Here is a 12044-nt window from a genome sequence, read left to right as displayed (position 1 = left end):
CCCCCCCCCCCCCCCCCCCCCCCCCCCCCCCCCGGACCTGCAGATGAGGTAGTCCTTCAGCTCATGCTTCCCCCCCTTGTCGGCATAGGGCTGAAACCGGCCCATTATCGCGACGTTCTGAACCCCCAAACCGGTGTTCCGCTGCCCGGATGGCTGGAGGTTCACCCGCAGAACTATTTCGTCGATGGTGGGCCACCTCATCGCTGGCTCTCGGCAGTGGCAGAACGCTATCCGCTAAGCTTTCACAGCGTCGGCCTTTCGATCGGCACGGCGCAGGGGCTGGACGAGGACGAGCTTGATCAGCTCGCCGCTTTATGCGCCCGCTACAGTCCCGCCAGCGTTTCCGATCACCTCAGCTGGTCGGGCAATGCCGACGATCGCTATCCCGATCTTCTTCCGATTCCCTACACTAGCGGATCGCTCGCCCATGCTGCGGCGCAGGTCGAACGCGTGCAGGAGAGGCTCGGCCGAACCATTCTGATCGAAAATCCCTCACGCTATCTCGCCTTCGCGCAGGACGAGATGGACGAGGTCGAATTCATCCATGCCCTGTGCCGCCGCTCGGGTTGCGGCCTGTTGTTCGACATCAACAATGTCGAGGTCAGCTGCACCAATCTGGGCACCGACGCGCAAGCCTATGTCGATGCGATCGACCCGGCACTGGTCGGGGAAATCCATCTCGCGGGCCACGCCACCGAATGGCACGACGGAAGGCCGCTGCTGATTGACGATCACGGCAGTGCAGTCACCGATCTCACCTGGGCGCTGTTCGAGCGGTTCGTCCGCCGCGCAGGCCCTAGGCCGGTGCTGATCGAATGGGACACCAACGTCCCCGATTACGCCTCAATCATGGGCGAGGTCGAGCGTGCGGCATCGGTGATGGCACGCGCCAACGCGCCTTTGGTAGCCTGACCGACATGGGCGATCTGCTGGACGATCAGGCCCGTTTCATCGCGGTGCTGCAAAAGGGGCCATCGGCATTTCCCGAAGGCCTGTTTGCCGGCGCCCCCGACCGCGCGCTGCTGGGCCTCAGGGCGCACGCCAACACCATCAGCCATGCCAGGCTAGTTGCGCTGGAAGAGACCTATCCGCGCACCCGTGAACATCTTGGCGAGCCCGAATTCAACGCACTGTCCCGGACCTTCATCGAACGGCCCGATGTCCGCCGCCGCAAGCTGATGGGGCTTGGCGAGGGACTTGCCGAATATCTCGCAGACCAAACCCATGATGCGGCAGCCGTCGATCTTGCGCGGATTGAATGGGCGTGGCTGCAGAGCTATCATTCGCCAGAGGCGCAGGCACTCGAGCTGGCCGACCTGGCCGGCCTGGACGAGCAGGGGCTGCTCGACCTTGGTCTTGCGCTCCATCCTTCCATGCGGATTGTCGAAACCCACGCTGCGCTGAGGGCGCTGATGCCTGAGCTTTCCGAACGTGCCGCGCCCGAAATGCGTTACCTGCTGATCACGCGGCCAGCGCATGAGGTGCTGCTGCATCCGCTCGCCCCACTATCCGCCAATCTGGTAATGCAGACGCAATTTCCCGCGACCATGGGTAACCTTTTGGCGCAAGCCATCGAAAGCGCTGGAGAGGCAGAGGCACTGCCGGCAATCTTTGCGCTGGTCGGCGCAGGGGCGCTGGTACGATCCCAGGGCTAAGCCGGGCAGGGTGCCCGGTGTGATCCGGGGCGTCTCGATCTCGCACCAGTCCCCACTTGCCGGATAGCCCGTGATGAAAACCCTGATCCAACGCGGCCTCGCGCTGCTCGATAGCCCTGCCTTCAATGGCCTTGCCCTGCTGGTCGTGCGGCTTGCGCTCGCCGCGCAATTCTGGCGATCGGCGCGCACCAAGGTGGAGGAGGGGAGCTTCCTCACGATCAACCCGATCACCTATGACCTGTTCCGCGACGAATACCACATGCCCGCGCCCGAGATCACCGGCACGATCGCAACTTATGCCGAACATGCGCTGCCGATTCTGGTGATGCTGGGCCTGGCGACGCGCTTCGGGGCGGCGGGGTTGTTCGTGATGACCACGGTGATCCAGCTGTTCGTCTATCCCGAAGCCTTCTGGAACCCGCATGTCATGTGGTTTGGGCTTTCGGCGATCCTGATCGCGCGTGGGGGCGGCTTGTTCGCGCTCGACCGGCTGTTCGATCGCCGCCTCTCGCTCGCAGCGCCGCCGCGCACATCGGGCTTCGCGCATTGACGCCAAGTCGGCGCCAAAGTCGGCGGTCGAACCGCATCACCCGTCTGTCGCGCGAGGCAGTGGCAAATTAACCCGGGCTCGCCTAGATAGGGCATCTGGGGCATGTCCGCCCGATGCGGAGCAGATAATGGGTTTTGTGAAGGGCGCCTGGAAGGTGCTGGTGGCGATCAAGGACGGTCTGGTCCTGATCGCGATGCTGTTGTTCTTCGGCCTGATCCTTGCGGCGCTGTCATGGCGGCCCAATCCGGCGGCGGTGACCGACGGCGCATTGCTGGTCAAGCTCGACGGCGTCATCGTCGAGGAGCCCGAGAATATCGACCCGTTCGCCACCATCCTTGGCGGTCAGGCGCCGCTCAAGCAATATCGCGAGCGCGACCTGATCCGCGCAATCGATACCGCAGCGACCGACGACCGGATCAAGGTCATCGTGCTCGATCTCGCCAGCTTCATGGGTGGAGGCCAGGTATCGCTCGAACAGGTGGGCGAGGCGATCGGCCGCGCCAAGGCCAAGGGCAAACCGGTGCTCAGCTTCGCCACCTTCTACAGCGACGCAGCCTATATGCTCGCCGCGCACGGCAGCGAGATCTGGGTCGATCCGATGGGCGGCTCGGCCTTTACCGGCCCCGGAGGCACGCGGCTCTATTACAAGGACGCGCTCGACCGCTTCAAGGTAACCGCGCATGTCTATCGCGTCGGCACGTTCAAGAGCGCGGTCGAACCCTATCTGCGCTCCGACCAGTCGCCCGAGGCCGAGCAAGCGCTGCTCGCGGTCTACCGTCCGATCTGGGAAAACTGGCAGGCAGTGGTCAAGAAGGCGCGGCCCCAGGCCGATATTGCCGGGCTGATCGCCGATCCTGCAGGCGCGGTGACAGCGGCCAATGGCGATCTGGTCAAGATCGCGACCGAGCGCAAGATCGTCGACAAGGTCGGTGACCGCACCACATTCGGCAAGCGCGTCGCCAAGCTGGCAGGCGCCGACGAGGACGAGGGGCCCGGCGCATTCAAGCATACCAGCCTCAAGGACTGGGTCGCGGCCAACCCGGCCAAGACCGGCGGCGACGAGGTGCAGGTCGTGACCATTGCGGGCACCATTGTCGATGGCGAGGCCGGCCCCGGCACCGCCGGCGGCGATCGCATCGAGAAGCTGCTCCACGACGGGCTCAAGCGCGACAAGGTGAAGGCGCTGGTGGTCCGCGTCGATTCGCCCGGCGGATCGGCCTTTGCGTCCGAACAGATCCGCCGCGCGATCGAGGAATATCGCGCGCGCAAGATTCCGGTCATCGTGTCGATGGGCAATGTCGCGGCCAGCGGCGGCTATTGGGTCTCGACTGCGGGAGATGCGATCTTTGCCGAGCCTTCGACGATCACCGGATCGATCGGCATCTTCGCGGTGCTGCCGAGCTTCGAGCGCGCGCTCGCCGAATATGGCGTCAAGGCCGATGGGGTTGCGACCACGCCGCTCTCGGGCCAGCCCGATGTGTTCGGCGGTTTCAACAGCACGGTCGACACCTTTATCCAGGGCACGATCGAGCATGACTATCGCCGCTTCCTGGCGCTGGTCGGCAAGGCCCGCGGGATGAGCGTCGATCAGGTCGACAATATTGCCCAGGGCCGCGTCTGGGACGGCGGCACTGCGCGCCAGATCAAGCTGGTCGACCGTTTCGGGTCGATCGACGATGCGATTGCCGAGGCGGCGAAGCGCGCCAAGCTCGGCAAGGACAGCTACAGCGTCAAATATCTCGAGACTGAGCCCGATCCGTTCGAGCAGTTCGTCTCCGGCATGTTCGCGCCCGCCGAGGAGGAAAAGCAGGCGACCGGCCTCGTTGCCCGGCTTGCCTGGCAGCAGCGCGCGGCCTTGGGCCAGGTGCTGGGCGACCTCAACGTGCTGGGCGGGGCGCAAGGCGTGCAGGCGTGGTGCCTCGAATGCTCGGGCGCATTGCCGCCGCGCCACATCGCCAAGGCCGATGCGGGCTGGTTGGCGACACTGTTCAGGCGCTGAAGGGAACCGGCTTTTGCGGTCCGCGTATCGAGACGAGAACCCACTCGATCAGGAGCATGCACATGACCGACAAGGCCGAGAACCCGAACGCGGGCAAGGAATTTGGCGAAGGCAATTACAAGGCCGCGCAGAATTATCGCGAAGCCCAGGAAGACTTTGCTGCCGACAAGCAGCAGGTCGAGGAAAAGGCTCGCGAGGCCGCCGATGCGCTTGATGGCCCCGAAGCCGCCGAACTCGAACAGGCCGAGGCTGCTGCGCGCGACGGTCACGCCGCCTGACAGGGACCCGAAACACCGAATAACCCTTCCCAATGCGCGTCCAATCCCGCTAAGGCAGCGGAATGGACGCGCATTTGACTTTCAAGGCCACCGGTCTGGTGATGGCGGGCGGCGCAATCGGCGCGGCGCTTCGATTTCAGGCGACGCTGCTCGCTGTTCGGCTGGGGCACACCGGGTATCCTACAGCCACGCTCTCGGTGAACGTGCTCGGCGGGCTGGCGATGGGCGTGCTGGCGGCGCTCGTGCTGAAGGGCCAGGTCGCAGAACCGCTCCGGCTGTTTCTCGGCGTCGGGGTGCTTGGCGGTTTTACTACCTTTTCCGCTTTCTCGCTTGAGCTGTTCCAGATGCTGGAGCGCGGCGCGGCGCTGACCGCACTGGGCTATGCGCTGGCCTCGGTCCTGCTTTCGCTGGCGGCCGTGGCCGCAGGCTTTGTCGTCACGAGGTCGATCGCATGAAGCCGCCGGCTCGAACCCCCTCGCGCAAGCCCGCCGCCCGGAAGCCTTCTGGCCCGCGTCGTCCGGCAACTGCCCGCGCACGCACCGCAGGTGTGGGCGCATCGATCTCGAAGGAATCTGCCGAAGCCCGGCAGTTCACGGTCGATGCGGACGATGACGGCATCCGGCTCGATCGCTGGTTCCACCGGCATCTGCCCGATGTGAACTTCAACCTCGTCTCGCGCTGGGCGCGCACGGGACAGGTGCGGCTCGACGGCAAGCGCGTCGGCCCCGGCGACCGCATCGTGGCCGGACAGACGATCCGCATCCCGCCCGCCGATGGAGATATCGACCGGCCCGCCGCCAAGCCGGCGCCGCGCACGTTGAGCGAGGACCAGATCGCGTTCGCGCAATCGCTGGTGATCCACAAGGATCGCGCGGCGCTGGTGATCAACAAGCCGCCGGGCCTCGCCACCCAGGGCGGCACGCGCACCCACGCGCATGTCGATGGCCTGACCGAGGCGCTCATGTACGAGAGCCCGGTTCGCCCCAAGCTGGTCCACCGTCTCGACAAGGATACGTCGGGCGCCCTGCTGCTCGCGCGCACGCCGGGCAGTGCCGCCTATTTCTCCAAGCGCTTTGCCGGACGCAGCGCGAAGAAGATCTACTGGGCGCTCGTCGTCGGCGAGCCCGATATCTATTCGGGGCTCATCGAACTGCCCATCGCCAAGCAGCCGGGGACCGGCGGCGAGAAGATGCATGTCGACAAGGAAAACGGCCAGCCATCGCGCACCGCCTATCAGGTGATCGAGCGCGCCGGTTCGCGCGCCGCCTGGATCGCGCTTCAGCCGTTCACGGGGCGTACGCACCAGCTGCGCGTCCATCTCGCCGCGATCGGTCATCCGATTGTCGGTGACGGCAAATATGGCGGGCCCGATGCGTTCCTGACCGGAACGATCAGCCGCAAGATGCATCTGCACGCGCGCCGCCTGAAGATCGCGCATCCCGATGGTCCCGCCCTCGACGTGATCGCTGATCTGCCCGAGCATTTCGCAGATTCGATGGAGCAGCTGGGCTTCGACCTGTCGCTGGGCGACGCTGCCTTTGCCGATGACGGCCCGCCGCCCGCGACGCGCGAGGTCAAAAAGCAGCAGGCCAAGGCGCATGCCAAAACGCTGCGCAAGGAACGGCGGGGCGAGCGGCGCAGCCGGTCGGCTCCGGCCAAGCCGGGCGGCAAGCCCAAGGCGAAATCGGGTGGTTCGGCCGCACAGCCAAGGCCGGTCAAGCCGCGCACAGCCCCCAAGAGCGGCCCGCGCAAGCCATGACGACCAGACTCGCGATTTTCGACTGCGATGGCACTTTGGTCGATAGCCAGGCCAATATCTGCAAGGCGATGGAAATGGCCTATGCCGCCGAGGGGCTCGGCCATCCCGACCATCATCTGGTCCGGCGGATCGTCGGGCTTTCGCTGGTCGAGGCGATGCGGGTGATGCTGCCGGAGGCGGACCCGGCCTTTCATGTCGTGCTGGCCGATCATTACAAGAACGCGTTTCACGAACTGCGCGGCAACGGCACCCTGCAGCACGAGCCGCTTTATGACGGGCTTCCCGATCTGCTCGATCGGCTCGATGCGGCGGGCTGGCTGCTTGCAGTGGCGACGGGCAAGTCCGATCGTGGGCTCGACCTGTGCCTGACGCACCACGGCATCAAGCAGCGCTTCGTCTCGCTGCAGACCGCCGACCGGCACCCCTCCAAGCCGCACCCCTCGATGATTTTCGAGGCGTTGAGCGATGCCGGGGCCGAACCCCAGGCCGCGGTCATGATCGGCGATACCAGCTATGACATGGCCATGGGCGTGGCGGCGAATGTCCGCCCGATTGGCGTCGACTGGGGCTATCATGATGCGCATGAGCTAGAGGCGGCAGGCGCGGCGTCGATTGCCTTCACCATGGACCAGCTCTTCGACCATATCGTCGGCGGCACGCCATGAACGCGGAAGACCAGCGCGCGCGCGCGCGGTTCTTCATCATCGGCGCAGTGCGACTGGCAGGCGCGCTGACCATCGCGCTGGCAGTCGCCATCAGCTTTGGCCGGATCGAGGGGTTCCCCGGAGAGCTGGGCTATGCACTGCTCGCTCTGGGTGTGATCGAATTCCTCGTCCTGCCGCAGATGCTGGTCAAGCGCTGGAAGAGCCCGCCGACCGAATGAACGTGATTGCATGAAACGCTTCTACAAGACTGTCACCACCCAGCCTGTCGAAAATGGCCGTGCGCTCCTGCTCGACAACCGCCCGGTAAAAACCCCGCTGCGCGCACCGCTGGTGCTGCCCACCGCTGCCATGGCCGATGCGGTGGCTGGCGAATGGGATGCGCAAGGCGAAGAGATCGTCATCGCCTCGATGCCGCTGACCGGCTTTGCCAATGCCGCGATCGATCAGGTGGCACCGCAGCGGCAGCGCTTTGTCGATGACATCGCCGCTTATGGCGAGACGGACACGCTGTGCTATCGCGCCGATCCCGGCGATCCGCTGGCCGAACGCCAGGATCGCGATTGGGAGCCGATTCTGAAATGGGCGGAAAATCGCTATGATATCAGCATGATCCGCGTTGCTGACATCATCCATCAGCCGCAATCGTCGCACAGCCTGTCCCGTCTCAGGGCCCCGGTTATGGCGATGGATCTATTCACCCTGACCGGATTTTCAACGCTGACCAGCCTGGGTGGTTCGCTCGTCTGTGCGCTGGCACTTCTCGAAAAAGCCTTTGATTCCGAACGAATCTGGCAGGCGATCTGCCTCGAGGAATTGTGGCAGGAAGAACTGTGGGGCGCCGATGGCGAGGCGGTGCAGGCACGTGAGCATCGCCGTGCGGCATTTGACGCTGCCTGGCGGTTTTGCTGTATTGCCCAAGGCTGAGCACGGAACGATCCCCGGGACCGGGCGTTTTTGAAACGTTGCTATCGTTTTTCGTTGCAGACCAGCCTTTCCGTTTAGCTAGGCGCACGAGCGTCCGACCGGACAGGCGCGCAAACCCCATCAGGAGATGTTCCGAAATGTTGAAATCTGCGATCACCGCCCTGTTTCTTTCCACCTCGATGCTGGCCGCGCCCGCCATGGCACAGGATGCCGCTGCACCTGCCGGTCAGGCGGCAGCAGCGGCGCTGACCCCCGAACAGGCTGAAGCGCAGAACAAGGCGATCGCCGATTTCACTGCCGCTCAGCAGGCCCAGGCGGCGGGCAACCATGCGGAAGTGATTGCCAAGCTCGAACCCGCGCTGCCAACCATCCGCGAGATCGTCGCTCGTGATCCGGGCAATGTCCAGAATGCGGGATTCCTGGCAAGTGCTCTGACGATCACCGCGAATTCGCAGGGCGCGCTGGGCAAGATTGATGCGATCCCGCCGCTCTACAAGGAAGCCGCGCCCCAGTGGATGAAGGTTTACGAAGCGGACAAGGCCAATGCGGGCGTGCGCAACACGCTTGTGGCCATTCTGGTAAACCTCGGCAATTTCGGCCTGACCCAGCAGGACAAGGCGGGTGCCAAGCCGCATTTCGAGCAGGCTCTGGCCATTGCCAAGGAAGGGCGCGCGTCTGATCCGGCCAATGCTGATCTCGCCAATGCCGAATTTTCCAGCCTGATCGGTCTTAACCAGGCAACGGGTGACGCGAGCTATCTCGAGGCTGCGAAGCCGGTCGGCACCGAGCTTCGCGAGAAGGGCATTGTCAGCGCGGCGAACAAGCCTGCCGTCGATGCCATTCTCGGCGCAGCATAAAAAGGACGGCACACGCCAAAAGAAGGCCCCGCCGGATCGCTCCGGCGGGGCTTTTCGTATCCGGTCGAAGGAAAGGGGCGCTCAGAACCCTTCGTTCTTCTCCGCCTTTTCCGCGAGCAGAGGCGACACCGCGAAGCCGTGCTTCTTCAGCCCCTCGACGATCTTGGGCGTGCCTTCAAGGCCTGCCCAAAACATCGGGCCGCCGCGATAGACCGGCCAGCCATAGCCATAGATCCACACCACATCGATATCCGATGCGCGCTGCGCCATGCCTTCTTCGAGGATCATCGCGCCTTCGTTGACCATGGTGTAGAGCGTGCGCTCAATGATCTCCTGGTCGCTGATCTCGCGCTTGGGCATGTTCGAGCGCGAGCGGAAATCCTCGATGATCTCGGCGACACGTGCGCTGGGCGTGGGGTTTCGCTTCTCGTCATAATCATAGAAGCCCGCGCCTTTCTTCTGGCCCCAGCGGTCTTCGGCGCACAACGCATCGCGGATGCTTTCGATCCGGCTCGGATCGCGGTGCCAGCCGATATCGACACCGGCAAGGTCGCTCATCTGGAACGGACCCATCGGCATGCCGAACTCGACATGGACGCGGTCGATCTGCTCGGGCGTTGCGCCTTCCATGAGCAGCTTGTTCGCCTCGACTTGGCGCGGCATCAGCATGCGGTTGCCGATAAAGCCGTGGCAGACGCCGGCAACCACTGCGACCTTCTTGATCTTCTTCGACAGGTTCATGACCGTCGCCAGCACGTCATCGGCGGTCTTCGCGCCGCGAACGACCTCGAGCAGCTTCATGACATTGGCGGGCGAGAAGAAGTGCATGCCGAGCACGTCAGCTGGGCGGCTGGTCGATGCCGCGATTTCGTCGACATTGAGGTAGCTGGTGTTGCTGGCCAGGATTGCACCGGGCTTGGCGATCGCGTCGAGCTTGCCGAACACCTCCTTCTTGACGTCCATATTCTCGAAGATCGCCTCGATGATGAGGTCGCAATCGGCGAGATCGTCGAGCGAGAGCGACGGCGTGAGCAGGCCCATCGCCTTTTCCACCTGCTCGGTCGTCAGACGTCCCTTGGACGCACTCGCCTCGTAATTCTTGCGCACCACGGCGACGCCACGATTGAGCGCCTCTTCGGCCTGTTCGACGATCGTCACCGGAATGCCTGCCGACAGGAAGTTCATGGTGATGCCGCCGCCCATCGTGCCAGCGCCTATCACGCCGACCTTGGCGATCGGACGCAGCGCGATGTCGCTGGCGATGCCGTCGATCTTGCTCGCCTTGCGCTCGGCGAAGAAGATGTGCCGCTGTGCTGCGGACTGCGACCCGAACATCAGCTTCATGAACTCGCCGCGCTCGAACTCCAGGCCCTCGGCAAAGGGCAGGCGGGTTGCAGCCTCGACGCAGGCGATGTTCGCTGCCGGTGCATCGAAGCCGCGGAACTTGCGGGCATTTTCCTTCTTGAACGCTTCGATGGCCTCGGGATCGGCCTTTGCCTCGCGCTCGCTGATCCGCGGGACAGGGCGCACGGCCTTGACCTTCTCGGCAAAGGCGAGCGCGCCTTCGAGCAGCTTGCCTTCCTCGACCACCTCATCGACCAGGCCCCATTGGTTGGCGAGTTTGGCCGGGATCGGATCGCCCTTGGCGGTCATTTCAAGCGCGGCCTTGACGCCGACGACGCGCGGCAGGCGCTGCGTGCCGCCCGCGCCGGGCAGCAGGCCCAGCTTCACCTCGGGCACGCCCAGCTTGGCCGAGGGAACGGCGACGCGATAATGCGCGCAAAGGGCCGTTTCCAGGCCGCCGCCCAATGCGGTGCCATGGATCGCGGCGACCACCGGCTTGTCGAGCGCTTCCATCTTGGCGATGACCGCAGGCAGCATCGGCTCGACCGGGGGCTTGCCGAATTCGGTGATGTCGGCTCCGGCAAAGAAGGTCTGCCCGGCGCAGATGAGGACAACGGCCTTGATGCTGTCGTCGCTGGCGGCTTCGTCGAACGCCTTGTCGAGGCCGATGCGCACGGCCGCGCCCAGCGCGTTGACCGGCGGGCTGTCCGAGGTGACGACGAGAATATCGCCATGTTTGGCGGTGGAAATCGGGGAATCGGTCATGGTTCTGGTTCCTTGAGCTTATTCGACTGCGGCGTAGAGCATCGACTTGATCTCGCGCCGGATCGGGTAGGTGCTGGACGGCATCAGCTGCGTCATGAAGATCATGATCACATCCTCTGCCGGGTCGACGAAAAAGGCGGTCGAAAACATGCCGCCCCAGTAGAAATCGCCATTCGACCCCGCGACACCGGTCGCTGCACTGTCGATGGTGGTGGCAAAGCCGAGACCGAAGCCAGCGCCGGCATTTTCCGCCTCGCTGAACAGCGCCTTGCTGTGCTGGGTCAGGTCGCCGCCGCCGGGCAGATGGTTGGCGACCATCAGGTCGAGCGTCTTGCGGCCGAGGATGCGCACGCCTTCCAGACGCCCACCGTTGAGCAGCATGCGACAGAAGCGGTGATAATCGGCAAGTGTCGAGGCCATGCCGCCGCCGCCCGAAAGCTGGCTGGGCTTGCGCCCCCAGGCGGTGGTCGCGCCAGGATCGTAGAGCTTCATCTTCTCGGTCGGGTGGAAGACATAGCAATCGGGCACGCGATCGAGCTTGTCTTCAGGGATCTGGAAATGGGTGTCGACCATGCCGAGCGGCTTCGTGATGCGATCCGCGATGACCTGGTCGAGCGGCTTGTCGTCCATCCGCTGCAAGATCGCGCCGAGGATGTCGGTCGAGATCGAATAATTCCACGCCGTGCCGGGATCGAACTGCAGCGGGATCTGCGCGAGGATCTTGATGAATTCCTCGAGGTCCGGCCCGGCAAACGCCTCAAGCTTGCGCGCGCGATAGGCGGCGTCGATCGGCGTGCGTTCCTGGAACCCATAGGTCAGGCCCGAAGTATGCCGCAACAGATCGATCATCCGCATCGGCTGCGTCGTGGGGCGCGTGACGAACGGCTGCGCGCCGCCGCCCGAAACGAACACGCCCAGGTCCTTCCATTCGGGGATGATGCGGTGGACAGGGTCTGACAGCGCGACACGGCCTTCCTCGACCAGCTGCATGAAGGCGACCGAGGTGATCGGCTTGGTCATGCTGGCGATGCGAAAGATCGCATCCTGCTGCAGCGGCTGACCTTCGCGCGCATTGCCCTGCAGCGAGAGGTGCGCCAGTTCGTGGCCGCGCCCGATCAGCAAGGCTGCGTGCGGCAGGCGACCGGTATCGAGATATTTGGCCCGAATATGGGCAGGAATGCGCTCCAGCAGGCTCTGGTTGAAGCCAAGATCGGCCGGATCGGACACAGAGAGAGACATCAGATAACT

The 12044-nt window shown here is 64.4% G+C and carries 13 protein-coding genes; 11 read left to right on the top strand and 2 right to left on the bottom strand.

The annotated features are described in order from the left end of the window. The first annotated feature begins 63 nt into the window (after nt 1-63). From bufB to OPU69_RS16215, 11 genes are all read left to right on the top strand, one after another. Nucleotides 64-912 (top strand): MNIO family bufferin maturase, encoded by an 849-nt coding sequence (gene bufB, locus OPU69_RS16265; RefSeq protein ID WP_060976942.1) that lies wholly within the window; start codon nt 64-66, stop codon nt 910-912. Nucleotides 913-917: 5 nt separating this feature from the next. Then, nucleotides 918-1655: an HvfC/BufC family peptide modification chaperone gene (locus OPU69_RS16260; RefSeq protein ID WP_498512480.1), complete on the top strand. Its 738-nt coding sequence runs from the start codon at nt 918-920 to the stop codon at nt 1653-1655. A 73-nt stretch (nt 1656-1728) separates the two neighbouring features. After that, a complete protein-coding gene (locus OPU69_RS16255; protein ID WP_060976944.1) occupies nt 1729-2205 on the top strand; it encodes a DoxX family protein in 477 nt (158 codons plus the stop codon). Nucleotides 2206-2332: 127 nt separating this feature from the next. After that, entirely contained in the window at nt 2333-4204 is a 1872-nt protein-coding gene (sppA, locus tag OPU69_RS16250) for a signal peptide peptidase SppA (RefSeq protein ID WP_060976945.1), read from the top strand. A gap of 62 nt (nt 4205-4266) precedes the next feature. Next, nucleotides 4267-4482, top strand: coding sequence for a hypothetical protein (locus tag OPU69_RS16245; protein ID WP_060976946.1), 216 nt, complete (start codon nt 4267-4269; stop codon nt 4480-4482). 62 nt (nt 4483-4544) lie between these two features. Beyond that, nucleotides 4545-4937 (top strand): fluoride efflux transporter CrcB, encoded by a 393-nt coding sequence (gene crcB, locus OPU69_RS16240; protein WP_498512477.1) that lies wholly within the window; start codon nt 4545-4547, stop codon nt 4935-4937. Next, nucleotides 4934-6241 carry an RluA family pseudouridine synthase gene (locus OPU69_RS16235; RefSeq protein WP_498512475.1) on the top strand — a complete coding sequence of 436 codons (1308 nt, stop codon included), beginning with the start codon at nt 4934-4936 and terminating at the stop codon, nt 6239-6241. Before crcB ends, OPU69_RS16235 begins: the two co-directional genes overlap by 4 nt. Continuing rightward, entirely contained in the window at nt 6238-6906 is a 669-nt protein-coding gene (locus OPU69_RS16230; protein ID WP_060976948.1) for an HAD-IA family hydrolase, read from the top strand. Before OPU69_RS16235 ends, OPU69_RS16230 begins: the two co-directional genes overlap by 4 nt. After that, a complete protein-coding gene (locus tag OPU69_RS16225; protein WP_498512473.1) occupies nt 6903-7124 on the top strand; it encodes a hypothetical protein in 222 nt (73 codons plus the stop codon). Before OPU69_RS16230 ends, OPU69_RS16225 begins: the two co-directional genes overlap by 4 nt. A gap of 10 nt (nt 7125-7134) precedes the next feature. Next, on the top strand, nt 7135-7830 hold the full coding sequence (locus tag OPU69_RS16220; protein WP_498512471.1) for an ATP12 family chaperone protein: 696 nt from the start codon (nt 7135-7137) through the stop codon (nt 7828-7830). Nucleotides 7831-7967: 137 nt separating this feature from the next. After that, nucleotides 7968-8687, top strand: a complete 720-nt coding sequence (locus OPU69_RS16215) for a hypothetical protein (protein ID WP_498512469.1) — start codon at nt 7968-7970, stop codon at nt 8685-8687. Nucleotides 8688-8768: 81 nt separating this feature from the next. Here OPU69_RS16215 and OPU69_RS16210 read toward each other — a convergent pair whose 3' ends face one another. Then, nucleotides 8769-10796, bottom strand: coding sequence for a 3-hydroxyacyl-CoA dehydrogenase NAD-binding domain-containing protein (locus tag OPU69_RS16210; RefSeq protein ID WP_498512467.1), 2028 nt, complete (start codon nt 10794-10796; stop codon nt 8769-8771). An 18-nt stretch (nt 10797-10814) separates the two neighbouring features. Beyond that, entirely contained in the window at nt 10815-12035 is a 1221-nt protein-coding gene (locus tag OPU69_RS16205) for a serine hydrolase domain-containing protein (protein WP_498512465.1), read from the bottom strand. Nucleotides 12036-12044: the final 9 nt, after the last annotated feature.

The sequence above is a fragment of the Blastomonas sp. 34TW genome (genome assembly GCF_059803595.1).
Note: the sequence above shows the minus strand (reverse complement) of the source record. Positions and strands in the feature narration are given on the sequence as shown.

Bases quoted from the DNA above. Each gene is read 5' to 3' on its own strand.
- bufB (WP_060976942.1), top strand. From the start codon at position 64: ATGCTTCCCCCCCTTGTCGGCATAGGGCTGAAACCGGCCCATTATCGC.
- OPU69_RS16260 (WP_498512480.1), top strand. From the start codon at position 918: ATGGGCGATCTGCTGGACGATCAGGCCCGTTTCATCGCGGTGCTGCAA.
- OPU69_RS16255 (WP_060976944.1), top strand. From the start codon at position 1,729: ATGAAAACCCTGATCCAACGCGGCCTCGCGCTGCTCGATAGCCCTGCC.
- sppA (WP_060976945.1), top strand. From the start codon at position 2,333: ATGGGTTTTGTGAAGGGCGCCTGGAAGGTGCTGGTGGCGATCAAGGAC.
- OPU69_RS16245 (WP_060976946.1), top strand. From the start codon at position 4,267: ATGACCGACAAGGCCGAGAACCCGAACGCGGGCAAGGAATTTGGCGAA.
- crcB (WP_498512477.1), top strand. From the start codon at position 4,545: ATGGACGCGCATTTGACTTTCAAGGCCACCGGTCTGGTGATGGCGGGC.
- OPU69_RS16235 (WP_498512475.1), top strand. From the start codon at position 4,934: ATGAAGCCGCCGGCTCGAACCCCCTCGCGCAAGCCCGCCGCCCGGAAG.
- OPU69_RS16230 (WP_060976948.1), top strand. From the start codon at position 6,238: ATGACGACCAGACTCGCGATTTTCGACTGCGATGGCACTTTGGTCGAT.
- OPU69_RS16225 (WP_498512473.1), top strand. From the start codon at position 6,903: ATGAACGCGGAAGACCAGCGCGCGCGCGCGCGGTTCTTCATCATCGGC.
- OPU69_RS16220 (WP_498512471.1), top strand. From the start codon at position 7,135: ATGAAACGCTTCTACAAGACTGTCACCACCCAGCCTGTCGAAAATGGC.
- OPU69_RS16215 (WP_498512469.1), top strand. From the start codon at position 7,968: ATGTTGAAATCTGCGATCACCGCCCTGTTTCTTTCCACCTCGATGCTG.
- OPU69_RS16210 (WP_498512467.1), bottom strand. From the start codon at position 10,796: ATGACCGATTCCCCGATTTCCACCGCCAAACATGGCGATATTCTCGTC.
- OPU69_RS16205 (WP_498512465.1), bottom strand. From the start codon at position 12,035: ATGTCTCTCTCTGTGTCCGATCCGGCCGATCTTGGCTTCAACCAGAGC.